Below are 22,104 nucleotides of genomic sequence, written 5' to 3'. Positions count from 1 at the left end.
CGCCAAAAAGCGGGCCACGGAAGTTTTTCCGTGGCCCGCTTTTCGCGGTGGGACGCGGGGTCAGTGCGAGAAGTTGCCCCGGTAGTACTCGAAAACGAAACCGATCATGCTCATGATGATCGCGAACACGCCGATCAGGAACAGCCACCAGCCGATGACCAGGCCGACCCCGGCGAGCGAGACGGCCAGGCAGACGAAGAGCGGCCACCAGCTGTGCGGGCTGAAGAAGCCGAGCTCTCCGGCACCGTCGCTGATCTCGCCCTGCTTGTCGTCCTCCGGCTGATCGCCGATGCGGCGGGCCGTGTACATCAGGTAGTAGCCGATCATGAGCGCGAAGCCCACCGAGATGGCCATCGCCGTCGTGCCGACCGGCTCCCTCGACCAGTACCAGTAGACGACGTCCACGGCGGCGAAGAAGACGCCGCAGAGGATGAACAACCAGCCCTGGACCTTCATCGGACCTCCTCCAGCTCACGGGGGGCCGGTGCGTGCGGGTACTTGAGGTCGAACGCCGGGCGCTCGGACCGGATGCGAGGCAGCGAGATGAAGTTGTGCCTCGGCGGCGGGCAGGACGTCGCCCATTCGAGGGAGTTGCCGTAGCCCCACGGATCGTCCACGGTGACCTGCGGCGCGGTCTTGTGGGTCTTCCACACGTTGTAGAGGAACGGCAGCGTGGAGGCACCCAGCAGGAACGCGCCCACCGAGGAGACCATGTTGAGGTCGGTGAACCCGTCGATCGGGCTGTAGTCGGCGTAGCGGCGCGGGAAGCCCTGCGCGCCCAGCCAGTGCTGGACCAGGAAGGTCGCGTGGAAGCCGACGAACAGCGTCCAGAAGTGGATCTTGCCCAGCCTGTCGTTCAGCATCTTGCCGGTGAACTTGGGCCACCAGAAGTAGAAGCCGGCGAACATCGCGAACACCACGGTGCCGAACACCACGTAGTGGAAGTGCGCCACCACGAAGTAGGAGTCGGACACCTGGAAGTCCAGCGGCGGGGAGGCCAGGATGACACCGGTCAGACCGCCGAACAGGAAGGTCACCAGGAAGCCGATCGAGAACAGCATCGGCGACTCGAACGACAGGTGGCCGCGCCACATGGTGCCGATCCAGTTGAAGAACTTCACCCCGGTGGGCACCGCGATGAGGAACGTCATGAAGGAGAAGAACGGCAGCAGCACCTGGCCGGTGGCGAACATGTGGTGCGCCCACACCGTGATCGACAGACCCGCGATGGCGATGGTCGCGCCCACCAGGCCGATGTAGCCGAACAGCGGCTTGCGGCTGAAGACGGGCAGGATCTCGGTCACGATGCCGAAGAACGGCAGCGCGATGATGTAGACCTCGGGATGGCCGAAGAACCAGAACAGGTGCTGCCAGAGCAGCGCCCCGCCGGTGGCGGGGTCGAAGATGTGCGTGCCGAGCTTGCGGTCGGACTCCAGCGCCAGCAGCGCGGCGGCCAGCACCGGGAAGGCCATCAGCACCAGGATCGAGGTGAGCAGCACGTTCCAGGTGAACATCGGCAGACGGAACATGGTCATGCCGGGCGCGCGCATGCACACGATCGTGGTGATGAAGTTCACAGAGCCGAGGATCGTGCCCAGACCGCTGATGGTCAGGCCGACGATCCACAGGTCGCCGCCGATGCCCGGGGAGCTGATCGCGTTCGACAGCGGGGTGTAGGCGAACCAGCCGAAGCTGGCCGCGCCGCCCGGGGTGAGGAAGCCCGACAGGGCGATGGTGCTGCCGAAGGTGAAGAGCCAGTAGCTGACCATGTTCAGCCGCGGGAAGGCGACGTCGGGCGCACCGATCTGCAGCGGCATCAGCTCGTTGGCGAACCCGGCGAACAGCGGGGTCGCGAACATCAGCAGCATGACGGTGCCGTGCATGGTGAACAGCTGGTTGAACTGCTCGTTCGTGGTCAGCTGGAGACCCGGCTGGGCCAGCTCCGCCCGCATGATCAGCGCCATGACGCCGCCGATCAGGAAGAAGACGAACGAGGTGATCAGGTAGAGATGTCCGATGATCTTGTGATCGGTGGACGTCGCCCACTTGACGACGACCGAGCCCTTGCGGGTCGGCGCCGGGGGAAGGGGGACTGCTGCGTTATGTGCGGTCACTGGGCACCCGCCTGGCTAGCGATGTACTGGTCGAACTCGGCCTGGGGCACGAGCTTCACCGAGAAGAGCATCCGGCTGTGGTCCACACCGCAGAGCTCGGCGCAGCGGCCGGCGTAGACGCCTGCCTTGTTCAGCGTCTGCACCTCGAACTTGTTGTTCACGCCCGGGATCACGTCGCGCTTGAAGTGGAACGCCGGGACCCAGAAGGAGTGGATGACGTCCGGCGAGTGGAGGTCGAACTCGACGTTCTTCTCGACCGGCAGCACCAGCTCGGGGCCCTTGGTGTAGTCGGCCGCGGGCAGGCCCACGACCTGGACGGTCTTGCCGTTGTACTCCGTCGTGAAGCGCCAGCTCCACTGGAAGCCCTCGACCTTGACCGTCACGTCGGGCTTGCCGGACAGGGTGTTGATGTAGTTCTGGTCCCGCGCGGTGAAGAAGAAGAACACGCCGACCATGATGATCGGCACCACCGTGTAAAGGATCTCGATCGGCAGGTTGTACCGCACCTGAGGCGGCAGTTCCTCCTTGGAGTTCTTCTTCTTACGGTGGAAGGCGACGGACCAGAGGATCAGACCCCACACGACCACACCGGTGGCGAGGGCGGCGATCCACGATCCGTTCCACAGGCTCTGGACGGATTCGGACTGCTTGGTGACGCCCTCGGGCAGGCCGCCTCGGGACCATTCTTCGGCACTGCACGCCGTCAGGGAAACCAGCAGCAGCGCCAGAGCGGCAGCGCGTGGCACCCGGCGGCGGGCCAACGGACGCCGTGCGGAACGGCGGGTCGGACTCACGGATCGCCTACCCCACAGATGAAGCCCAGGAGTCGCTCCTGGGCGGTCGTTTGTTCACGTTCAAGATTTGTAGTTCACAGCTTCACGCTGGGGGACACATTAGCGCGGACAACCGTCGCCCCCCCGCGCAGCCCCCGCCCGCACCGCGCGTGGTGCGACGATTGGAGCGTGGCGTACTTCGACGCGGCCTCCACTGAGCCGCTGCACCCCCAGGCTCGGGAGGCTCTCATCGCGGCCCTCGACGTCGGCTGGGCCGACCCCGCGAGGCTTTACGGTTCCGCTCGCCGGGCAAGGATGTTACTGGAACAGGCGAGGACCGAGGTCGCCGAGGCCCTGGGCGCCAGAGCCGACGAGGTCTCGTTCACCTCGTCGGGCACCCAGGCGGTGCACCTGGGCGTGCTCGGCACCCTGCACGGGCGCCGCAGGAGCGGCCGCCGCCTGGTGACCTCGGCCGTGGAGCACTCCAGCGTGCTGCACGCGGCCGGCATCCACGAGCGCGACGGCGGCTCGGTCGAGACGGTCGGCGTCGGGATCACCGGCGCCGTCGAGATCGGCGCCTTCCGCGAGGCGGTTCTCGCCGAGGGCACCGCCCTGGCCTGTCTGCAGAGCGCCAACCACGAGGTCGGGACCGTCCAGCCGGTCGCCGAGGTGGCGGCGGCGTGCGCCGAGGCGGGGGTGCCACTGCTGGTGGACGCCGCCCAGACCGCGGGCCGGATGCCGCTGCCCGGCGGCTGGTCGGTGCTGGCCGCGAGCGCGCACAAGTGGGGCGGCCCGGCGGGGGTCGGCGTGCTGGTGGTCCGCAAGGGCACCCGGTGGCGCAGCCCGCTGCCCGAGGACGACCGCGAGCGCCGCCGGGTGCCCGGTTTCGAGAACGTGCCGGCGATCGTCGCGGCGGCCGCCGCGCTGCGTGCCACGGTGGCCGAGTCGGCCGTGGAGTCGGCCAGGCTCTCCGCGCTCGTGGACCGCGTCAGGAGCGAGGTGCCCCGGCTGGTCCCCGATGTCGAGGTCATCGGTGATCCGGTCGTGCGGGCGCCGCACATCGTCACCTTTTCGTGTCTTTACGTGGAAGGTGAGGCACTGCTCACCGAACTCGACAAGGCCGGATTCTCGGTATCGTCCGGCAGTTCCTGCACGGCGAGTACGCTTCGTCCATCACATGTTCTGGAGGCCATGGGCGTGCTCACCCACGGGAACGTGCGGGTGTCGCTGCCCAGGGGCACCTCGGCGGCGGATGTCGACCGTTTCCTCGCCGTCCTGCCCGGCACGGTACGCAGGATCCGCGAGGAGGCGGGGGTTAAACTGTGATCAACATTTGGGAAGTGAAGACTCCATGACGTCCAGCCAGGCCAACCCGGCGGGATCGGCCCAGAGCCCGGCACTGACCATCGACGCGCTGGGCAAGAAGTGCCCGATTCCCATCATCATGCTGGCCGAGCAGATCAACCACGTGCCGCTCAACGCGATCGTCGCGGTCCTGGCCGACGATCCCGCCGCCTTCACCGACATCCCGGCCTGGTGCCGACTGAAGTCGCACCACCACGTGGCCAGCTACGAGCTCCCCGAGCGCGGCTGGTCCATCCACGTGCGCCGCAACTACTGACTTGTCCTGAAACTGGGTATGACCCTCCCCGAAAATCCATCAAACGGTTCGGGGGGACAATATGAGCGGCGAGACCGCCAGGAGTCTGATGAATGCCGGGGTCCGGTGCGTGGAGGCACACGAGACGCTCGACCGGGCCGCACAGATGATGCGCGACATGAACGTGGGCGCGCTACCCATCTGCGGCAGCGACGACCGGCTGAAGGGGATCATCACCGACCGCGACATCGTGGTCAAGTGCGTGGCCCACGGCATGGACCCGTCCAAGGTCACCGCCGGTGAGCTGGCGACCGGCCTGGTCTGGGTGTCGTCGGACGCCAGCGTCGACGAGACGCTGGCCAAGATGGAACAGAACCAGATACGGCGGCTGCCGGTGATCGAGGACGGCCGCATCATCGGCATGATCAGCGAGGCCGACCTGGCCAAGCACCTGCCCGACGACAAGCTCGCCGAGTTCGTGCACCGCGTCTACGCGAGCGCCTGACACCTTCCGGGACGGCATCCCGCCCGGCTGAGTGCCCGATGTCGGGTGATCTCAGCCGGGCGTGGCTCAGCCGCCGGTCCAGCGGTGGTCCGGGCCACCGGTGATCCCGGCGGTGCCCGGCGCCGGCCGGCCGCTGTCCGAGCGGCGGCTCAGGCGTGGTGGCACTTCACGAAGCCGGCCACCTCGGCCGCGGCGTCGGCGCCGTAGGCGTCGGCGAAGCGCTCCAGGAAGATCCGCTGGCCGAGTTCGTACTCCTGGCCGCCGACGCGCTCCAGCACGTGGGTGGCGGTGAGGTTGCCGACCTGGCCGCAGCGCTCCAGGGACAGGTCCCAGGCCAGCGCCGCCAGGAAACCGGACCTGAAGGCGTCTCCCACGCCTGTGGGGTCCGCCTTGCCGAGCTCGGGCGCCGGGGGGACGTGCAGCGGCGGCTCGTCCTTGCGGTCGATGACGACGCCCTTGGGGCCGAGCGTGGTGACCCGGACGCCGACCCGGTCGAGGATCTCCTCGTCGGCCCAGCCGGTCTTCTGCTCGATCATGCCCTTCTCGTAGTCGTTGCCGAACAGATAGGCGGCGCCGTCGACCAGTTCGCGGATCTCCTCGCCGGGCATCCGCGCGAGCTGCTGGGAGGGGTCGGCGGCGAACGGGATCGCGCGCTGGCGCGCCTCGGCGGTGTGCCTGAGCATCGCCTCGGGGTCGTTGGGGCTGATCAGCACCAGGTCCAGGCCGCCGAGCCGCTGGCTGATCGGGCCCAGCTCGATGAGACGGGCCTCGGCCATCGCACCGGTGTAGAACGACGCGATCTGGTTGTGGTCGTCGTCGGTCGTGCACAGGAAGCGGGCGGTGTGGTGCAGCTCCGAGACGTGGACGGAGTCGCAGTCGACGCCGTGGCGCTCCAGCCAGGAGCGGTAGTCGGCGAAGTCCGCGCCGACCGCGCCGACCAGGACGGGCCGAAGACCCAGGCAACCCATGCCGAAGGCGATGTTGGCCGCGCAGCCGCCGCGGCGGATCTGCAGGTCGTCCACGAGAAACGACAGGGAAATCCGGTGGAGCTGATCGGCGATGAGCTGGTCGCCGAAGCGGCCCGGGAAGGTCATCAGGTGATCTGTCGCGATTGAGCCGGTGACGGCGATGCGCACGGGGTTCTTCTCCTCGTTGTCAGCATCTCTGGGAACGTGGGCGATCGAGCCACGCAAGAATACGCGACCTTGTGGGCGCGCGAAGGCCCCGCGCGGTGACGAATGTCACCGCGCGGGGCCTTCGGTGTCTCGTCCGGTCTCGTCCGGTCGAGCGAGCTCCTAGTTGAACGAGTCTCCGCAGGCGCACGAACCCGTGGCGTTCGGGTTGTCGATCGTGAAGCCCTGCTTCTCGATCGTGTCGACGAAGTCGACGGTGGCACCCACGAGGTAGGGCGCGCTCATCCGGTCGGTGACCACGCTCACGCCGTCGAAGTCGGAGACGACGTCACCGTCCATCGAACGGTCGTCGAAGAAGAGCTGGTAGCGCAGGCCGGAACAGCCACCGGGCTGCACGGCCACGCGCAGCTGGAGGCCCTCCTCGCCCTGCTGCTCCAGCAGGCTCTTGACCTTCGCGGCGGCCGCGGAACTGAGGATCAGGCCCTGCGCCGTGGTCTCGCTGCTCTCAACCGACATGTGGTGACTCCCGCGTCTGCGTCAGCCGCTCCCCGGGAACGGCTGTCTGTTTCTGACGTCCTTCTTAGACGCTACCAACACCCGTCCCCCCTTACACATTCCTGGGACGACGCACACCTCCTCCTTCGGACAAAACTCCCTCCCACGGAATAAAGCCCCAACAGCGTGTGTCATCATTAGTCGTCACTTCGACGATAAGGGGGTGTGGCCATGACGACCACCGAGATCGGGCTTCCGCTCTTCGTCCTGGGCAGGGGCGTGGACCCGCACAGCGAGCGCGGTGTCGACTGTCCCGGCGAGCTGCCGGCCGCGTCCGACCCGGCGCTGGTGGAACGCGCCAGGAAGGCGAAGGCGGCGCTCGGCGACAGGGTCTTCGTACTGGGCCACCACTACCAGCGTGACGAGGTCATCCAGTTCGCCGACGTGACCGGCGACTCGTTCAAGCTCGCCAAGGAGGCCGCGGCCCGGCCCGACGCCGAGTACATCGTCTTCTGCGGCGTGCACTTCATGGCCGAGTCCGCCGACATCCTCACCTCCGACTCCCAGAAGGTGGTGCTGCCCGACCTCGCCGCCGGGTGCTCGATGGCCGACATGGCCACCTTCGACCAGGTCGAGGAGTGCTGGGAGGTGCTGGAGGACGCCGGGATCGCCAGTCGTACCGTGCCCGTCACCTACATGAACTCCAGCGCCGACATCAAGGCCTTCTGCGGACGCAACGGCGGCACCGTCTGCACCTCCTCCAACGCCAGGCGCGCCCTGGAGTGGGCCTTCTCCCGCGGGGAGAAGGTGCTCTTCCTTCCCGACCAGCACCTGGGCCGCAACACCGCGGTGCTGGAGATGGGCCTGTCGCCGGGCGACTGCGTCGTCTACAACCCGCACCGGCCGAACGGCGGCCTGACCGCCGAGCAGCTCGCGGGCGCCAAGATGATCCTGTGGAAGGGGCACTGCTCGGTACACGGCCGTTTCAGCGCCGAGTGCGTGGACGACGTCCGCGCGCGCATCCCCGGCGTCAACGTGCTGGTCCACCCCGAGTGCAGGCACGAGGTCGTCACCAAGGCCGATCATGTCGGTTCGACCGAGTACATCATCAAGAAGCTCGAGGCGGCTCCCGCCGGGTCCTCCTGGGCGGTGGGCACCGAGCTGAACCTGGTCAAGCGGCTCGGCGCCATGTTCCCCGACAAGGACGTGACGTTCCTGGACCGGACCGTCTGCTACTGCTCGACGATGAACCGGATCGACCTGCCGCACCTGGTGTGGGCGCTGGAGTCGCTCGCCGCCGGCCAGGTCGTCAACCAGATCACCGTGGACGACGACACCGCCCACTGGGCTCGGGTCGCCCTGGACAGGATGCTGGCGCTGCCCTGACCACGAGGTGGACGGGCCCCGGTGGGTGGTGACCCGCCGGGGCCCGTCGCGTGCCGGGAACCTGTCGCGTACCCGGGATCGGGGGAGCACCGCGTGAGCGGGGCCTAATCCAGCTCGTAGACCACCCTGACGCTGACCGACACGTCCTGGCGGCCGGGGCTGATCGACGCCTTGTCCGCGATCGCACCGGCGGCGAAGAACGGCCGCGGCGGGGTGACGTTCTCCTCGCTGATCTCCAGCGCACGGCCGAGCCTGCGTCCCGCGAGCCTGGCGTACTGCGCGGCGCGGGTCTTGGCGTCCCTGAAGGCGGCCTCGCGCGCCAGCCTGAGCGGCGCGCGGTTGTCGGAGACCTCGAAGGAGACGCTGTCCAGCCGGACCGCCTCGCCGACCGCGACCGCCGCGTCGATCACGTCGTCCGCGGTGTCCAGGTCCCGCACCACCGCCTCGACCCCCTGCGCGGCCCGGTAACCGGAGATCGTGGGGTAGTCCTTGTACTGGGGGCCCAGGGACAGCTCGTTGGTCCGCAGGTCCTTGGCCGCGATACCGGCCGCCAGCAACGCCTTCGTCAGCGCGGCGGCGGCGACGCGGGCGGCGGTGAACGCCTCTCCCGCGGTGGAACGGACCACCTCGACACCGGCGTCCAGCTTCATGACGTCGGGGGTGACCGACAGACGTCCCTCGCCCACGATCGTGATCTGTGGCCGATCGTCCTCCCGCACCGTCGCCGTGGAGGGTGCGGAGTCCGCGAGCGCCGTGCCACCGAACAGGCCCACGGAGACGAGTGTGGCCGAGACCACTGCCTGAGACATCTTGATCATAGGGGCATGGCACCACGGGGCGGCGGCCTCGGTGGCGAGCCCTCCTGGGGATCTGCCGTGTCTTGGCCCAATCCCGGGACGGGTATTTATCTTCCGCCGGTCAGATCCGGGCGAGCTCCCGCCACCAGCCCAGCAGCCCCGCGTCGCCCTCGACGGCGTAGTCGTCGACACTGCGCCGCCCCCATACGACCTGGAGCAGGTCCGCCGACGTGGCTGCGCGCACGGTCACGCTCCCCGGCTGCAGGGACCGCCGGTGGTGGAAGCGGTCGGGGTCGAGGGTGATCACCCACCCGGCTCCGGTGTCGGCCTGCAGGGAGATCGTCTCGCCCCCGCCCCTCAGCTCGGCCACCCCCGGATTCCACAGCGCGTACGGCAGGACATCGAGGAACTCCTCGACCCCGTCGGCCGCCACGTCCTCGTCGACCGAGACCGGAACGCCCAGCGCGAGCTCGGCGTCCATCCGGTGCACCAGGGTCTCGTGGAGCATGCGCCTGGACCAGAACCGCACCCGCTGCTCCCCGCCCCAGGCCCACATCGGCGCCTGCGGATCCTGCGACAGCAGCGCCTCGGACAGCAAGGTGGCCCCCGCACCGAGCCAGGCGGGGTAACCGCTCGCGTCGGCCGGCAGGCCCATGTCCATCCCGCGGCGGTCGTAGCGCCGCTCGGCCAGGTCGGCGACCATGGTGGCCACCCACCGGTGTATGCCACCGGTGTGGGTGACGAGCCTGGCCAGGTCCCAGCCAGGACAGGTCAGTACGGGAACGGACATGTCGCGTTTCCTCAGGACATCGGCCATCCGGGCGACCTCCGCGGTGGCCGCCGAGACATGCTCGGCGTGGGTCCATTCCCTCATATCAGCCCTCCCGGGTGAAACGCATGAACTGCTTCTCGTACTCCTTGGCATTGGTGGTGGTGGCCAGCACCCGCTGCGACCGCCCCTCGAAGTCGAACACCACGGCCTCGTAGCCGGAACCCTTGCGCCGCCAGCCCGCGATGTGCTCGTCGTCGTACCAGCCGATGAGCCGCTCGGTCTCGAACGGGATCCGGACCTTCGCCGGGGCGTCGGAGTCGGTGGACCAGATGCAGATCTCCTTCTCGCTCTCCTTGCAGTACGTGAGCAGTGACGATCCCGACGGGGAGATGTCGTCGCCCTCGACGGTGATCGGGGTGCCCACGTCCAGCAGGGTCTGCAGCACGGTGCCCTGCAGGTCGTAGAAGCGGATGCGCTGGGTCTTGCCGGTGAGCGCCCAGGTGCCGACGGCGCGGCCGTCACCCCGCCAGAAGTAGCTCCACTTGCCCGCGTCCTTCTCCTTCACCCGGACGATCCTGGCCTTCTTCGTGGCGACATCGATGATCGCGAAGCCGTACTCCTTGCTGGTGTTGTCCACGGCCTCGTACAGCGTCACCAGGCCACGTTTGCCGTCCGGCGACCACTGCGGCAGCGTCGGGTAGACCGGCGCCTTGGTGATCCTGATCTTGCTCGCCGCGCCGGTGCGCTGGTCGATGACCGACACGATCGAGTAGTTCTGCGCGTCGTAGATCCGGTCGGTACCCAGCGCCTGGGTGCCCGCGGCGTTGAGCGTGTAATGGAAGTACTTGTCGTTCTTGGCGAACCGGTTGGTCCCGTACTTCCTGACGTAGAGGGTCTTCTCCCAGTCGAGGCTGTAGGAACTCAGCTTGATCGGGTCCTGGGGGCTCTCATGGAGCGTGATCGAACTACCGGGCAGCTTGATCCTGCTGGTCGCCTGCGGCACCGTCGACGCGTTGGGGGGCGGGGTCGCGGCGGAGGTGGGGGGGCTCGTCTCCTTCGTACCGCCGGTCTGCGGGCTGCCGCTCTGGGTGACGCCCGCCTGGGGGTCGCCCGGCGTCTCGGTGCTGCCGCCGCGCACCGCCAGCACGACGCCCCCGGCCACGAGGGCGGTGGCCAGCAGGCCGCCCACGACCGCGAACCACACCCCGCGCCCGCTCCTGGCGGGAGCGGGCTGTCCCGGATATCCAGGTGATCCGGGGTTCTGGTACGGGGCGCCGTCATGGGAGGGATGGGGCACGGGACCGCCGTAGGGCTGTGGACCCGGAGGCCCCTGATATCCCTGCTGCGGGTATCCCGGCCCCTGCTGCGGATACTGGGCGTAGCCGTGGGACTCGGACGGCTGCGTGTAGCCGTGGGACTCGGACGGCTGCGTGTAGCCGTGGGACTCGAACGGCTGCGTGTAGCCGTGGGACTCGAACGGCTGGGTGTGGCCACGGGGTTCGGAGTGCTGGAGGTAGCCCACCGGGCCACCCTGCGGGCCCTGCGCGGGGTATCCCCCTCCGGGACCCCCGTGCTGGGGATACGGCTGCGGCTCCGGGTGATGGGGATAGCCCTGCTGCGCGCGGTCGTCGCCTCCCGGATGCCGCTGCACGTACGCGGTGGGGGCGGGCTCGCTCCCGGCGGGGTAGCCGCCGGGGCCGGGGCCGGTCCGCTGCGCCGCGGCCGCCGAGCCCTCGGCGAGGATGCCGCGGGGCGCGGTGGGCGGTGCGGCGCCGGTCGGCCCGCCCGCGTGGCCGAGCAGCCGCAGCAGCGCCTCGCCCGCCGTGGGCCGCTGGGTGGCGTCCTTGGACAGGCACTGCCCGACCAGGTCGCGCAGCGCCGGATCGGTGATCGCCCCCAGATCGGGTTCCAGGTTCATGATCCGGTTGAAGATCGCAGGCAGGCTGTCCGTACCGAACGGCGGCTGCCCGGTGGCCGCGAAGACCATCGTGCAGCCCCAGGCGAACATGTCGGCGGGTGAGCCCGCGTTCTCCCCCGCCAGCTGCTCGGGGGTCATGTAGGAGGGGGTGCCGATCGCCATCGCGGTCAGCGTGGAGGTGCGGTCGAGCGCCTTGGCGATACCGAAGTCGATCACTCGGGGGCCGTCGGGGGCCAGCAGCACGTTGGAGGGCTTGAAATCGCGATGGACGATTCCCGCCTGGTGGATCGCGACGAGCGCGGTGACCGTGCCGATCGCCAGGCGGTGCAGGGCCGCGCCGTGCCGGGGGCCCTCGGTGGCCAGGACCGCGTCGAGCGTCGGGCCGTCGATGTACTCGCTGACGATGTACGGGCGATGCTGGTCGACCCCGGTGTCGATCACTGCGGCGGTGCAGAAGGGGGCGACCCGCTGGGTCGTGCTGACCTCACGGACGAAACGCTCCATCGCCTCCTCGTCCTGCGCGAGGTCGGCACGGAGCAGCTTGACCGCGACACGGGCACCGGTCGGGGAGACTCCCAGGTAGACCGTTCCCTGGCCACCCTCGCCGAGCCGGGCGGTAAGCCGGTACTCCCGCACGTGCTCGGGATCCCCGGGCCGCAAGGACGCGAGGTCCGCCATGGTCACCCCCTTCTTCCGTGATGAACTTCCGGACCCATTGTGGGGGCAAAGGGTCACAGGACGTGCATCAAACCGCAAGTCGGACGGACCCCAATAGCGCGTTCCAGACAACCTTTCAGAATCCCCGGAAGGGGCGGAATGCCTTGCCCGAGAGCCGGAGACGATCTCGGGGAGGAACGGGCCGGACAGGGCCCCGCCCGGCCGGCAGAACGGCTCAGAGGCCGGGCGCGCCCCAGAGGGGGAACCAGCGGCCGAGATCCGGCTCGATCTCCAGCTCACCGCCGATCGCACCGCGTACCTGTAGCTCCAGCGCGTTGTCCCGGCGCCCCGCCTGTCCGGGCAGCGGGGCGAACGGGTAGAAGGTGCCCTGCTTGTAGAGGTAGACCATGGCGAGCCCGCGGCCGTCGGGGGTGGCGAAGGAGACCAGTGAGCAGAGCAGCGAGGGGCCGAAACCCGCCGCCTCAAGGGAGGAGTTGACCGCGTGCAGGTCGGTGACCAGATCGCCGAGCAGGTCGGGCGTGCGGCGGACCAGCAGCCATGTGTAGCCGTAGGAGTCCTTCGACACCTCCACCGGAGGGCCGCCTCCGGCGTCCAGCAGCTGGGTGATGTCACGCTCGAGCGCGGCGAACGCCCCGCCCTCGGCCGAGCGGAAGCAGACCGCTCCCAGCCCGGTCGGCGCCAGATCGGTGGCCGCCTGCAGGGTCACCGCGGCCGAGGGCAGCGCGAACAGCGCGTCCAGGTCGGCCTTGGCCGGTTTACCTCGGCCCAGCAGAGCATCCCACCAGCGCATCCGGTCTCTTCCCCTTCACCGCTTCCACGGAGCGGCGCTCCCGCCGCCCACCGGTAGTCCTGTCACCCGCCCTGCCCGAGCTGGGCGGAGATCCTGCCGAGCTGGTCAAGGCGCTGCTCCAGCGGCGGGTGGGTCGCCAGCAGCGCGCTCAGGCTCGCCTTGCCGGACAGAGCCGGCGCGAAGAAGAAGGCGTTGAACGGCTCAGCCTCGCGCAGGTCCCTCGTCGGGATGCGCGCCATCTCGCCACTGATCTTGACGAGGGCGCTGGACAGGGCCGACGGGCGCTGGGTGAGCAGCGCTCCCGCGCGGTCGGCGGCCAGCTCCCGGTAGCGCGACAGGGCCCGGGTGAGCAGGAAACTGACCGCGTACACCAGGACCGAGACGAGCATGATGATCAGGCCGATCGGCAGTCCGCCCCGGTCGTCGCGCCCGCGTCCCAGGCCGCTGTAGAGCGCGACCCTGGTCATGAGCCCGGCGACTATGCCGAGGAAGGACGCGATCGTCATGACCGCGACGTCCCGGTGCGCCACGTGGGACATCTCATGGGCCAGCACGCCCTCCAGCTCACCGGTGTCGAGCCGGCGCAGCAACCCCGTGGTCACGCAGACCACGGAGTTCTTCTGGTTGCGGCCGGTGGCGAACGCGTTCGGAACATCCGAATCGGCGATCGCCACCCGCGGCTTGGGCATGTCGGCCAGAGCGCACAACCGGTCGATCATGCCGTGCAGCTCCGGCGCCTCCTGCGGGGACACGACACGTCCGTGCATCGCGAACAGCGCGATGCGGTCGGACATGAAGTACTGCACGAGGAGCATGACGCCGGCGATGAGCAGTACCGCGACCGCACGAACGCCCAACGCGATCAGTACGGCCACGAAGACGACATAAAGCAATCCGAGCAGGAACATGGTGATCACCATGCGCCTGGTCAGGCCCCGGTCCGGGGCGAACCGGGTTTGTACCATATGCCCAGGCTATCCGGGAATCAGGCCCTCGTTGCCGAGCATCTCCCGAACTTCTTCCATGGAAGCGTCAGCCGGGGGCAAAATCAGCTCCGAGGACTCCAGGCTGTCGTCGGGCAGCGCCTTGCCGACATGGCGGACCTTGTCCAGCAGGGCGTGCAACCGGGTACGGAAGACCTCTTCCTCGCCCGCCTCGATGGCGGCCTCCAGCTCGGCGTCCAGGGTGTTGAGCACGTCGAGATCGGCGGGGGCGATGTCGATCTGCCCCTCCCCCATGATGCGGACGATCACAGGCCCTCCCCAGGCTGGCGCAGCTGCTGCGTCTGGTTGGACTGCGGGTGTTGCTGCGGCGGCTGCTGCTGCTGCTGGGCGGGACCGGGCGTGATCGCGCCCTGGGGCCCGGCGCCCTGGCCGAGCTCGGCCTTCATCCGGGCGATCTCCAGCTCCACGTCGTGGCCGCCGCCCATGCGGTCGAGCTCGGCCTGGATGTCGTCGCCACGCTGCCCGCTGAAGTCGTCGAGCGCGCCGCTGGCCAGCAGCTCGTCGATGGCACCCGCGCGGGCCTGCATGGAGGCCGTCTTGTCCTCGGCACGCTGGATCGCCAGACCGACGTCGCCCATCTCCTCGGAGATGCCGGAGAAGGCCTCGTTGATCCGCGTCTGCGCCTCGGCCGCGGTGTAGGTCGCCTTGATCGTCTCCTTCCTGGTGCGGAAGGAGTCGACCTTGGCCTGCAGCCGGTGGGAGGCCGTGGTGAGCTTCTCCTCCTCGGCCTGCAGGTTGTCGTGCTGCACGCGAAGGTCCGCGATCTGGGTCTGCAGGCTGCCGCGGCGGGTCAGCGCCTCGCGGGCCAGGTCCTCGCGACCGACCCCGAGCGCCTTGCGGCCCTGCTCCTCAAGCTTGCGCGCCTGCGCCTCGATCTGGTTGATCTGAAGCTCCACGCGCTTGCGCGAGGTGGCGACATCCGCCACGCCCCGGCGTACCTTCTGCAACAACTCCAGCTGGCGCTGATATGAGTAGTCCAGGGTTTCGCGAGGATCTTCCATCTTGTCCAACGCGTTGTTCGCCTTGGACCTGAAGATCAGCGAAAGTCTCTTCATCACGCTCATGCGCGTCGGCCGTCCCCTTCTTCAAGTGCGCTTCGGGTCACCCCAAGTGATTCCAGCCCCCCGAAAAGCACCGGAGCCACCATAGGGTTCACCCTACGCATAACGCGCGGGGGCGTCACTAAGTTGCACTCCCGGTAGGCTGACGTTGTGTTCCGACGTACCCAGACCACCGCGGACGACTCCCCCGCCTCCGCTAACGATCCTAAGCCTGCGGGCAAGGGGCGTCCCACACCCAAGCGACGGGACGCCGAAGGCCGTCGCCGGCAGCCGGTGAACGCCCCCAACAACCGTAAAGAGGCCTACAAGCAGCTCCGCGAGCGCCAGGCGAACGACCGCGCCAAGGCGCGCGAGGGGATGCTACGCGGCGACGAACGCTACTACCCCGCCCGCGACAAGGGGCCTGTCAGGAAGTTCGCGCGCGACTGGGTCGACTCCCGCCGCGTCGTGAGCCAGTACTTCCTGCCGTTCTCCCTGCTGATCCTGCTGCTCACCTGGATCCCCTTCCCGACCGACGTCCGCGGTTACGTCTACGTCGCGGTGATCACGATCGGCTGGCCGATCATGATGGTTGGCGTGCTGCTCACCTCGATCTGGGTGTCCTGGAAGGTGAAGAAGCTCGCCGCCGAGAAGTTCCCCGGCGAGAGCCTCAAGGGTGTCGGCTTCTACGCCGCCATGCGCGCGCTGCAGATCCGCAAGCTGCGCTTCCCCCCGCCCACCGTCCTGCCCGGCGGCAGGCCGGTCCCGCCGAAGAAGTAGTTCGCGGCACACCGGCTTTCGAACCCCGTTCCTCCCCCGGAGGGACGGGGTTCTTCGTGTCCCGCCCCGGCGGCAAGAAGTCCCTGCCCGTGCTCGCGGGCGAGAGCGACACTCATGCCTTCCCTCCCGAAGCCGGGATCGGCGACGCCCCGGCCTGCCGTGATCACGACTCGACGACGTCCCAGTCCAGCTCGCCGTCGGTCACCACCGGCTTCCAGTGGCCGACGGATCCGCCGGTCTCCAGGGCGTTCGCGGTCGCCTTCAGCAGACCGTAGTACGAGCGGATCCGGATGCCGCCGGGGGTAAAGCTCATCTGGCCCTCGTGATCGGTACGCCCGACGTCGCGCGCCACGGAGTCGATCACCAGGTGGTCGCCGCTTCCGTTGGCGCCGAACGGGATCATCCGCCCGTCCCACCATTCCGCCCGCGAGCCGATGCCGGTCGCGCCGATGTCCTCCCCGTCCGTCCCGCAGAGCCGCCGCCAGGTGTCGCGGATCCCGCGAACCCCCTGGTTCCGGTTACCGATGAAGCCGAACGGCCAGGTGTCGCCCACGACGCGGGCCCCGTCGTGCCGTAGCAGGGAGGCACGCAGGTCGTCGGGGAAACGCAGGCCCATCTGCGCCTCGGCGACGGCGATCGTACGGGCCCTGGCGGGCCTGCCCAGCGTGCGAAGGCTCTCGGGGGCGTTGGCCGCCAGCCACCTCTCGATGCGGCGCCACTGGTGGTTCACCGCCCTGGTCACCCCGGGGTCGATCGCCCGCACCCTCGGGACCCTCACCTGCGGCCGGCAGTCCGCGTCGGGAACCGCCGCGGGGGACTCGGCCGGCGGCGGGGCGGGGTCGGCCGCGACGGAGTCCGGAACGACCACGACGTCGACCAGGCACGGACCGGTGGCCCGGATCATCGGCCCCTCCTCCGCCGAGTAGCGGATCTCCGGCTCCAGCGCCTGCCCCGTCCTCGGCCCGCATCCGTCCTTCGCATCCGGCGGGCTCCACAGGGCGATTCCCTCGACGGTCCGCGTCCTCTCCGAGAAGACCACGTTCTCCAGGACCTGGGTGCCGAAGGCGAGCAGGCACAGCCCGACCCCGACGGCGCCCCAGCGGACCAGGCGGCTCCGGACGGCCCCGTCCAGTGGCTCGCGCGGCGGCCGGGGCGCGAACGTCTGCTCAACAGCGGACCGGAAGGCGGAAGGGGGACCGGGGGCGTACCGCCTGAGGTCCTCCTCGGTGGGGACGCCGAGGAGCGGCGCGGGAGGCCAGCGCGGCGCGTGCCCGGTTCCGGAGGCCGTCTCCTTTGCCGGTGAGCCGATCGCCCCCTTGACCGGGGAGTCGCCCCGGGGGCCGTCCTCCGGTCTCCGCCCCCGGCGGACGACCACAACGACGACCGCCGCCAGCGCCCCGGCGGCCAGCGCCAGCCATACCCTCCGCGAAGTGATCAACCGCAACACGCCCGGCAGGGTATCCCGAATCGGGCACCTACTAATGTCAGAGCATGGAATTCCGCCACCTTGGCCGGAGCGGTCTCATGGTCAGTGAGATCAGCTACGGCAACTGGATCACCCACGGTTCCCAGGTAGAGGAGGACGCCGCCAAGCAGTGCGTACGGGCGGCGCTCGACGAGGGGATCACCACCTTCGACACCGCCGACGTGTACGCGGGCACCAAGGCGGAGGAGGTTCTCGGCCGCGCCCTCGCGGGCGTCCGCCGCGAGTCTCTGGAGATCTTCACCAAGGTCTACTGGCCGACCGGTCAGGGCCCCAACGACCGCGGCCTGTCGCGCAAGCACATCACCGAGTCCCTGCACGGCTCGCTACGCCGTCTGCAGACCGACTACGTCGACCTTTACCAGGCACACCGCTTCGACTACGAGACGCCGCTCGAGGAGACCCTCAAGACCTTCGACGACCTCGTACGCCAGGGCAAGGTCCTCTACGTCGGCGTCAGCGAGTGGACCGCCGAGCAGATCGGCCGGGCCCTGAAGATCGCCGACGAGATGGGCTTCGACCGCCTGGTCTCCAACCAGCCCCAGTACTCCATGCTGTGGCGGGTCATCGAGGCAGAGGTCGTGCCGCTGAGCGAGAAGGAGGGCGTCGGCCAGATCGTCTTCTCTCCCATCGCCCAGGGCGTGCTCACCGGCAAGTACCTGCCGGGGCAGCCGCCCCCCGCCGGCTCCCGGGCCACCGACCCCACCGGGGGCAACTTCATCTCCCGGATGCTCAACGACGACGTGCTCACCCGCGTCCAGCGACTGGAGCCGATCGCCGCCGATCTCGGGCTGAGCATGGCCCAGCTCGCGGTGGCCTGGGTGTTGCAGAACCCGAACGTGTCCTCGGCCATCGTCGGCGCCAGCAGGCCCGAGCAGGTCCGCGACAACGTCAGGGCCTCCGGGGTGAGGCTGGACGCCGAGGTGCTCAAGAAGATCGACGACGTCCTCGGCCCGGTCGTCGAGCGCGACCCCGCCAAGACCGTCAGCCCCGAGCGGCGCCCCTAGAGCCTGGTCCCGGTCACCACCGGACGGGGAGATCCCCTCGCCCCTTTTCACCGAGGGGCGAGGGACCGGTGCACCACTCGCCGTTCCTCAGTGATCGCCGGTTCGCGCCCACCCCTCCGCCGGACGGCCCGCTCGGTGATCCAGCGGGCCCGACGGGCTCTTCCCTCACTCCGGGCGCAGGGACATTCCCTCATACTCGATCTTCTCGTCCTCAAGCAGGGTGACCTTCTCGACCCCCGCCTCCAGCAGCTCACGCCAGTTCTCACCGAGCCACGACTCGGCATCGGCCTGGCTCGGGAACGTGTCGGACGGCGCGACACCCTCGACTACCTCGCCGCCATTCGCGTTTTCATAACGCCAGCGCCACGTCATGCCATAGCTCCTTCTCACGGATCCTGCCAGTGCCGTTCGGCGGCTCAGCGAACCCTACCTCTCCAGGACGCCCCCGAGCGTGGAGGCAGGATCATGGTCTCGCGCCCCGTCGCCCGGCTGTTCCCGGGCTCCCCGTACGCTGCGGAGGTCATCCGCTTCCGCCGGAAGGTGGAGGCTCGCAACTCCTTGAACCCGATGGGAGGCCGGGTGTGAAGGTCCTGATCTCCGGTACCGCGGCTGCGGCGGGCTGGCCGGCCTCGGGCTGCGGGTGCGCCTCCTGCACCCGGGTCACCCCCGGCCGCCGCCCCACGTCCGTGCTGCTCGGCGACTCCGTGCGGCTGCCGCCCACCGGCCCGCTCCCGCCCGGCTACCGCGCCTCGCCCGGTCCGGACGGCCTCACCGTCACCACCCCCGGCGGCCGGCGCGTCCTTTACGCCCCCACCTCTCCCCCGTACGAGGAGCGAGAGCCCGCCGGTCCGGGAGAGGCGCTGGACCTGGTGCTGCTGGACATGCTCGACCGGCCGGAACGGCTGGGGGACCTGCGCCGGCGGGGCCTGGTCGGCGAGCGAACGCACGTGCTGGCCGTCGACCTCGACCACCGGGTACCGACGGAGGCGGAGCTGGCCCGGCGGGCAGACCTGTGGGGGGTGCGCGCCGTACCGGATGGCACGGTCCTCGACATCGGCGAGCCCCCGCCACCTCCGGCTTCCCCGCCCCGAAGGACCCTGTTGCTCGGCGGGAGCCGGTCGGGCAAGTCCGTGGAGGCCGAACTGCGGCTGGCGGCCGAACCCGAGGTCCGCTATGTCGCGACCGGGCCGTCCGGCGACGGCGATCCCGAGTGGCTGCGCCGGGTCCGGGCACACCGTGACCGCAGGCCCGCCCACTGGGAGACCACCGAGACCACGGACCTGGCCGGACTGCTGCGGTCCGCCGGGCCCCCGCTGCTGATCGACGGGCTCGGCACCTGGGTCGCCTCCGTCTTCGACGAGTGCGACGCCTGGTCGGGCGGGGACGACCTGGACGCGGTCACGGCCCGGTGCGACGAGCTGGTGGCGGCCTGGCGGCAGACCCGGGCCCGGGTCGTGGCGGTCTCCGACGAGGTCGGCCTTGGCGTGGTGCCCGCCACCGCCAGCGGCCGGATGTTCCGTGACGTCCTCGGCCGCCTGAACCAGCGCCTCGCCGCGGAGTCCGAGGACGTCACCCTCGTCGTCGCCGGCCGTCTCCTTCCCCTTCCCTCCTGAGCCTCCGTTCGACGAGGGAATCCGGGGCCGGCTTCGGCCCCGCTTCTCCCCCTGAGCCCGCGTTCCATGAAAGAACTCCAAGGGTCCGGATCGAGGAACACCACCGACTCCCACTCCGCCTGGCCCTCACCATCTGGGAGTGCCCCGGGCATCCGGGCGGAGGAGGGCTATGATCTGCGGTCATGCCCGCGCCCCCGCCTCCCCACAGGTCGTCGACGTTCGCCGACGGGGTGCGTCTCGCGATCGGCACGCTGAGTGTGTTCCCGGTCCGGCCCGGGGTGGTCGACCGCCGGGCGGGGGGTGTCGCTATGGCGATGGCCCCGCTGGTGGGGGCGGCGCTCGGGGCCGTCGCGGGGCTGATGCTGGCGCTGGCGCTCTGGCTGGGTATGACGCCGCTTCCGGCATCGGTGCTGGCCGTGGCGGTCCTCGCACTGCTCACCCGGGGGCTGCACCTGGACGGGCTTGCCGATCTCGCCGACGGGCTGGGCAGCGGGAAGCCCGCCGAACGGGCACTGGAGATCATGAAACGGTCCGACATCGGCCCGTTCGGGGTGGTGACCCTGGTCTGCACCCTGCTACTCCAGGTGGCGGCCCTGTCGGAACTCACCTACACGGGGCTGGGCCCGATCGTCCTGGTCACCGCCTGCGCGGCCGGGCGGCTGGCCCTCACCTGGGCCTGCCGAGCGGGTGTCCCCCCGGCCCGCCCCGACGGGCTCGGCGCGATGGTCGCGGGCACCGTGCGACGGAGCGTCGCGGTGGGCATGACCGTGCTGGTGCTCGCGGGGTCGGCCGCGCTGCTCTTCCTGCGTGACGCCGGCGCCCTCGATGCCCGGTCGCCCTCTTCTCCGCTGCTCGGCCCTTATCAGGACAACCACGGGCTCACCTCGGGAATCGACTCGCTCTCCGGCTCCGGGGGAACCGCACTGGCCGGCCTCAGCGACCTTGTTCCCGGGCTGGGGAGCCCCTCCACCTCCTGGGGGCTCCCGGCGGCCGTACTCCTCGGGTTGCTGGCGGCCTGGGTGGTGCGGCGCAGAGCGGTGCGCCGGCTCGGCGGCATCACCGGGGACGTGCTGGGAGCCCTGGTCGAGATCACCACCGTCACGGCACTGCTGGTGAGCACGGTACTCGTGAGCTGACCTTCCGGCCTCGTCCGGCCGTGCCAGATCCTGCTGACCTGCCTGATCCGGCGGACCCGACGGGTTTGACCAGGGCAGCCGGATTCGGTGAATCGGGCGGACCTGACAGCGGAGACTCATCGGTGAGGGCACCAGGAGCATTCCTCTCCTCAGATCTCAGCCGGTGGTCTGGGGCTGTGGCTCGATCGGCCAGCGTTTGATCACCAGCGCGAAGACCGTGGCCAGCAGCGCCGAGCCGACCAGCCCGGTGATCCCCGCGACGGCCAGGTTGGGCGGATCGGCCGCGTTACCGACGAGCAGGGTCAGACCTGCGGAGGCGTTCAGGGAGCCGTGCCCGACGACCGCGGGCCAGACGCTCCCTGAGTAGAGACGGAGCCAGCCGAGCAGCGCCCCGAAGACCACGCAGAACACGATGAACATCGGTGCCGCCCACGCACCCAGCTCGGGGTAGTTGTATCCGCGCAGGGTGAGCGGGAAATGCCAGACCCCCCAGATCAGCCCGGAGACCAGGAGCGCCCGCCAGGTGCCGAGCGTCATCAGACGGGGCAGCAGCCAGCCCCGCCACCCCCACTCCTCTCCGAATGCCGCGATCGAGTTGATCAGCGGAGCGACCAGGAGGATCAACACGACCTGTACGGCCGCCAGGACCCCTGGCTCCACCGGGAGCGATCGGCCCGAAGAGGCCGCCGCCAGGCTCTCGCGGAACAGGCTGAGCCCCCACAGGTCGACGGAGAGCAGGCCGAGGGCGGCGCTGAGCGCGATCGCGACGACTACCAGCAGAGGGGTCCCGAACCAGGCCAGCGCGACGAACGCGAGCGTGCGCCCGCGACGCTCCCCCGTCCACAGGCCGGTCCGCCCGGCCCACTCACGCCAGGTGGTGGCGGGTTCTCCAAGCCGCCTGCCCCAAAGCCGGACGGCGAGGACGCCCAGCGTCGGGGTGAACATCATCGCCACCCCGATCGCCGTGAACATGGGCGCACCGATCTGCGCGCCCGTCAGCCAGAGGGGAAGGGCGAACAGCCAGGACAGACCGAACGTGACGAGCAGAAACAACCACAGATCAGCGGATCGGCGGGGCAT

23 protein-coding genes are annotated in these 22,104 nt (G+C 69.6%); 8 read left to right on the top strand and 15 right to left on the bottom strand.

Going from position 1 to position 22,104, the window contains the following annotated elements; all coding sequences use genetic code 11:
- Window positions 1-60: 60 nt before the first annotated feature.
- Genes ACWD3H_RS10825 through ctaC form a run of 3 tightly spaced genes read right to left on the bottom strand, consistent with a single transcriptional unit; the run spans window position 61 to window position 2,860 of the window.
- Window positions 61-456 carry a cytochrome c oxidase subunit 4 gene (locus ACWD3H_RS10825; protein ID WP_350930306.1) on the bottom strand — a complete coding sequence of 132 codons (396 nt, stop codon included), beginning with the start codon at window positions 454-456 and terminating at the stop codon, window positions 61-63.
- The gene (ctaD, locus tag ACWD3H_RS10820) at window positions 453-2,114 is read right to left on the bottom strand and encodes an aa3-type cytochrome oxidase subunit I (RefSeq protein ID WP_451954784.1); all 1,662 of its coding nucleotides are present in this window, start codon (window positions 2,112-2,114) and stop codon (window positions 453-455) included. Before ctaD ends, ACWD3H_RS10825 begins: the two co-directional genes overlap by 4 nt.
- Window positions 2,111-2,860: an aa3-type cytochrome oxidase subunit II gene (gene ctaC, locus ACWD3H_RS10815; protein WP_355549620.1), complete on the bottom strand. Its 750-nt coding sequence runs from the start codon at window positions 2,858-2,860 to the stop codon at window positions 2,111-2,113. Before ctaC ends, ctaD begins: the two co-directional genes overlap by 4 nt.
- A gap of 216 nt (window positions 2,861-3,076) precedes the next feature.
- Here ctaC and ACWD3H_RS10810 point away from each other — a divergent pair, with 216 nt between their 5' ends.
- The 3 genes from ACWD3H_RS10810 (at window position 3,077) to ACWD3H_RS10800 (ending at window position 4,992) form a co-directional block, all read left to right on the top strand.
- The gene (locus ACWD3H_RS10810; RefSeq protein ID WP_350930303.1) at window positions 3,077-4,213 is read left to right on the top strand and encodes a cysteine desulfurase family protein; all 1,137 of its coding nucleotides are present in this window, start codon (window positions 3,077-3,079) and stop codon (window positions 4,211-4,213) included.
- A 25-nt stretch (window positions 4,214-4,238) separates the two neighbouring features.
- Window positions 4,239-4,508 (top strand): sulfurtransferase TusA family protein, encoded by a 270-nt coding sequence (locus ACWD3H_RS10805; RefSeq protein WP_343970174.1) that lies wholly within the window; start codon window positions 4,239-4,241, stop codon window positions 4,506-4,508.
- A gap of 88 nt (window positions 4,509-4,596) precedes the next feature.
- Entirely contained in the window at window positions 4,597-4,992 is a 396-nt protein-coding gene (locus tag ACWD3H_RS10800; RefSeq protein ID WP_350930302.1) for a CBS domain-containing protein, read from the top strand.
- 149 nt (window positions 4,993-5,141) lie between these two features.
- On the opposite strand, the gene ACWD3H_RS10795 is transcribed toward ACWD3H_RS10800, so the two are convergent.
- Window positions 5,142-6,128, bottom strand: a complete 987-nt coding sequence (locus ACWD3H_RS10795) for a carbohydrate kinase family protein (RefSeq protein WP_451954783.1) — start codon at window positions 6,126-6,128, stop codon at window positions 5,142-5,144.
- 159 nt (window positions 6,129-6,287) lie between these two features.
- Window positions 6,288-6,641 (bottom strand): HesB/IscA family protein, encoded by a 354-nt coding sequence (locus ACWD3H_RS10790; RefSeq protein ID WP_030910261.1) that lies wholly within the window; start codon window positions 6,639-6,641, stop codon window positions 6,288-6,290.
- A 210-nt stretch (window positions 6,642-6,851) separates the two neighbouring features.
- Here ACWD3H_RS10790 and nadA point away from each other — a divergent pair, with 210 nt between their 5' ends.
- Window positions 6,852-8,006 carry a quinolinate synthase NadA gene (gene nadA, locus ACWD3H_RS10785; RefSeq protein ID WP_451954782.1) on the top strand — a complete coding sequence of 385 codons (1,155 nt, stop codon included), beginning with the start codon at window positions 6,852-6,854 and terminating at the stop codon, window positions 8,004-8,006.
- A gap of 104 nt (window positions 8,007-8,110) precedes the next feature.
- Here the strand turns inward: nadA and ACWD3H_RS10780 are convergent, their stop codons facing one another.
- From ACWD3H_RS10780 to ACWD3H_RS10750, 7 genes are all read right to left on the bottom strand, one after another.
- Window positions 8,111-8,824: an SIMPL domain-containing protein gene (locus ACWD3H_RS10780; protein WP_451954781.1), complete on the bottom strand. Its 714-nt coding sequence runs from the start codon at window positions 8,822-8,824 to the stop codon at window positions 8,111-8,113.
- A gap of 100 nt (window positions 8,825-8,924) precedes the next feature.
- Entirely contained in the window at window positions 8,925-9,677 is a 753-nt protein-coding gene (locus tag ACWD3H_RS10775) for a maleylpyruvate isomerase family mycothiol-dependent enzyme (RefSeq protein ID WP_350927836.1), read from the bottom strand.
- A gap of 1 nt (window position 9,678) precedes the next feature.
- Entirely contained in the window at window positions 9,679-12,171 is a 2,493-nt protein-coding gene (locus tag ACWD3H_RS10770; protein ID WP_451954780.1) for a protein kinase domain-containing protein, read from the bottom strand.
- A gap of 214 nt (window positions 12,172-12,385) precedes the next feature.
- The gene (gene pspAB, locus ACWD3H_RS10765; RefSeq protein WP_350927840.1) at window positions 12,386-12,961 is read right to left on the bottom strand and encodes a PspA-associated protein PspAB; all 576 of its coding nucleotides are present in this window, start codon (window positions 12,959-12,961) and stop codon (window positions 12,386-12,388) included.
- A gap of 62 nt (window positions 12,962-13,023) precedes the next feature.
- On the bottom strand, window positions 13,024-13,926 hold the full coding sequence (gene htpX, locus ACWD3H_RS10760) for a zinc metalloprotease HtpX (protein ID WP_451954779.1): 903 nt from the start codon (window positions 13,924-13,926) through the stop codon (window positions 13,024-13,026).
- A 9-nt stretch (window positions 13,927-13,935) separates the two neighbouring features.
- The gene (pspAA, locus tag ACWD3H_RS10755) at window positions 13,936-14,214 is read right to left on the bottom strand and encodes a PspA-associated protein PspAA (protein ID WP_343982922.1); all 279 of its coding nucleotides are present in this window, start codon (window positions 14,212-14,214) and stop codon (window positions 13,936-13,938) included.
- The gene (locus ACWD3H_RS10750; protein ID WP_451954778.1) at window positions 14,211-15,029 is read right to left on the bottom strand and encodes a PspA/IM30 family protein; all 819 of its coding nucleotides are present in this window, start codon (window positions 15,027-15,029) and stop codon (window positions 14,211-14,213) included. The genes pspAA and ACWD3H_RS10750 overlap by 4 nt, the downstream gene beginning before the upstream one ends.
- Window positions 15,030-15,176: 147 nt before the next feature.
- Between ACWD3H_RS10750 and ACWD3H_RS10745 the strand changes: the two genes are divergently transcribed.
- The gene (locus ACWD3H_RS10745; RefSeq protein ID WP_350955260.1) at window positions 15,177-15,785 is read left to right on the top strand and encodes a DUF3043 domain-containing protein; all 609 of its coding nucleotides are present in this window, start codon (window positions 15,177-15,179) and stop codon (window positions 15,783-15,785) included.
- A gap of 163 nt (window positions 15,786-15,948) precedes the next feature.
- Here ACWD3H_RS10745 and ACWD3H_RS10740 read toward each other — a convergent pair whose 3' ends face one another.
- Window positions 15,949-17,232, bottom strand: coding sequence for an SMI1/KNR4 family protein (locus tag ACWD3H_RS10740; RefSeq protein WP_451954777.1), 1,284 nt, complete (start codon window positions 17,230-17,232; stop codon window positions 15,949-15,951).
- Window positions 17,233-17,276: 44 nt separating this feature from the next.
- Here ACWD3H_RS10740 and ACWD3H_RS10735 point away from each other — a divergent pair, with 44 nt between their 5' ends.
- Window positions 17,277-18,275: an aldo/keto reductase family protein gene (locus ACWD3H_RS10735; protein ID WP_451954776.1), complete on the top strand. Its 999-nt coding sequence runs from the start codon at window positions 17,277-17,279 to the stop codon at window positions 18,273-18,275.
- A gap of 165 nt (window positions 18,276-18,440) precedes the next feature.
- Here the strand turns inward: ACWD3H_RS10735 and ACWD3H_RS10730 are convergent, their stop codons facing one another.
- Entirely contained in the window at window positions 18,441-18,647 is a 207-nt protein-coding gene (locus tag ACWD3H_RS10730) for a hypothetical protein (protein WP_030910294.1), read from the bottom strand.
- 209 nt (window positions 18,648-18,856) lie between these two features.
- Between ACWD3H_RS10730 and ACWD3H_RS10725 the strand changes: the two genes are divergently transcribed.
- Window positions 18,857-19,888, top strand: a complete 1,032-nt coding sequence (locus tag ACWD3H_RS10725; protein WP_451954775.1) for a bifunctional adenosylcobinamide kinase/adenosylcobinamide-phosphate guanylyltransferase — start codon at window positions 18,857-18,859, stop codon at window positions 19,886-19,888.
- A 182-nt stretch (window positions 19,889-20,070) separates the two neighbouring features.
- The gene (locus ACWD3H_RS10720; protein ID WP_451954774.1) at window positions 20,071-21,024 is read left to right on the top strand and encodes an adenosylcobinamide-GDP ribazoletransferase; all 954 of its coding nucleotides are present in this window, start codon (window positions 20,071-20,073) and stop codon (window positions 21,022-21,024) included.
- Between the two features lie 156 nt (window positions 21,025-21,180).
- On the opposite strand, the gene ACWD3H_RS10715 is transcribed toward ACWD3H_RS10720, so the two are convergent.
- Window positions 21,181-22,104, bottom strand: coding sequence for a CPBP family intramembrane glutamic endopeptidase (locus ACWD3H_RS10715; protein ID WP_451954773.1), 924 nt, complete (start codon window positions 22,102-22,104; stop codon window positions 21,181-21,183).

The sequence above is a fragment of the Streptosporangium sp. NPDC002607 genome (genome assembly GCF_053592655.1).
This window is presented reverse-complemented; position numbering and strand designations above follow the sequence as displayed.

Excerpts from the sequence above, each read along its gene's own strand:
- pspAB (WP_350927840.1), bottom strand. The coding sequence starts at position 12,961 with ATGCGCTGGTGGGATGCTCTGCTGGGCCGAGGTAAACCGGCCAAGGCC.
- nadA (WP_451954782.1), top strand. The coding sequence starts at position 6,852 with ATGACGACCACCGAGATCGGGCTTCCGCTCTTCGTCCTGGGCAGGGGC.
- ACWD3H_RS10800 (WP_350930302.1), top strand. The coding sequence starts at position 4,597 with ATGAATGCCGGGGTCCGGTGCGTGGAGGCACACGAGACGCTCGACCGG.
- ACWD3H_RS10730 (WP_030910294.1), bottom strand. The coding sequence starts at position 18,647 with ATGACGTGGCGCTGGCGTTATGAAAACGCGAATGGCGGCGAGGTAGTC.
- ACWD3H_RS10775 (WP_350927836.1), bottom strand. The coding sequence starts at position 9,677 with ATGAGGGAATGGACCCACGCCGAGCATGTCTCGGCGGCCACCGCGGAG.
- htpX (WP_451954779.1), bottom strand. The coding sequence starts at position 13,926 with ATGGTACAAACCCGGTTCGCCCCGGACCGGGGCCTGACCAGGCGCATG.
- ACWD3H_RS10825 (WP_350930306.1), bottom strand. The coding sequence starts at position 456 with ATGAAGGTCCAGGGCTGGTTGTTCATCCTCTGCGGCGTCTTCTTCGCC.
- ACWD3H_RS10805 (WP_343970174.1), top strand. The coding sequence starts at position 4,239 with ATGACGTCCAGCCAGGCCAACCCGGCGGGATCGGCCCAGAGCCCGGCA.
- ACWD3H_RS10750 (WP_451954778.1), bottom strand. The coding sequence starts at position 15,029 with ATGAGCGTGATGAAGAGACTTTCGCTGATCTTCAGGTCCAAGGCGAAC.
- ACWD3H_RS10735 (WP_451954776.1), top strand. The coding sequence starts at position 17,277 with ATGGAATTCCGCCACCTTGGCCGGAGCGGTCTCATGGTCAGTGAGATC.
- ACWD3H_RS10770 (WP_451954780.1), bottom strand. The coding sequence starts at position 12,171 with ATGGCGGACCTCGCGTCCTTGCGGCCCGGGGATCCCGAGCACGTGCGG.
- ACWD3H_RS10720 (WP_451954774.1), top strand. The coding sequence starts at position 20,071 with ATGCCCGCGCCCCCGCCTCCCCACAGGTCGTCGACGTTCGCCGACGGG.
- ACWD3H_RS10715 (WP_451954773.1), bottom strand. The coding sequence starts at position 22,104 with ATGCCCCGCCGATCCGCTGATCTGTGGTTGTTTCTGCTCGTCACGTTC.
- ACWD3H_RS10780 (WP_451954781.1), bottom strand. The coding sequence starts at position 8,824 with ATGATCAAGATGTCTCAGGCAGTGGTCTCGGCCACACTCGTCTCCGTG.
- ACWD3H_RS10790 (WP_030910261.1), bottom strand. The coding sequence starts at position 6,641 with ATGTCGGTTGAGAGCAGCGAGACCACGGCGCAGGGCCTGATCCTCAGT.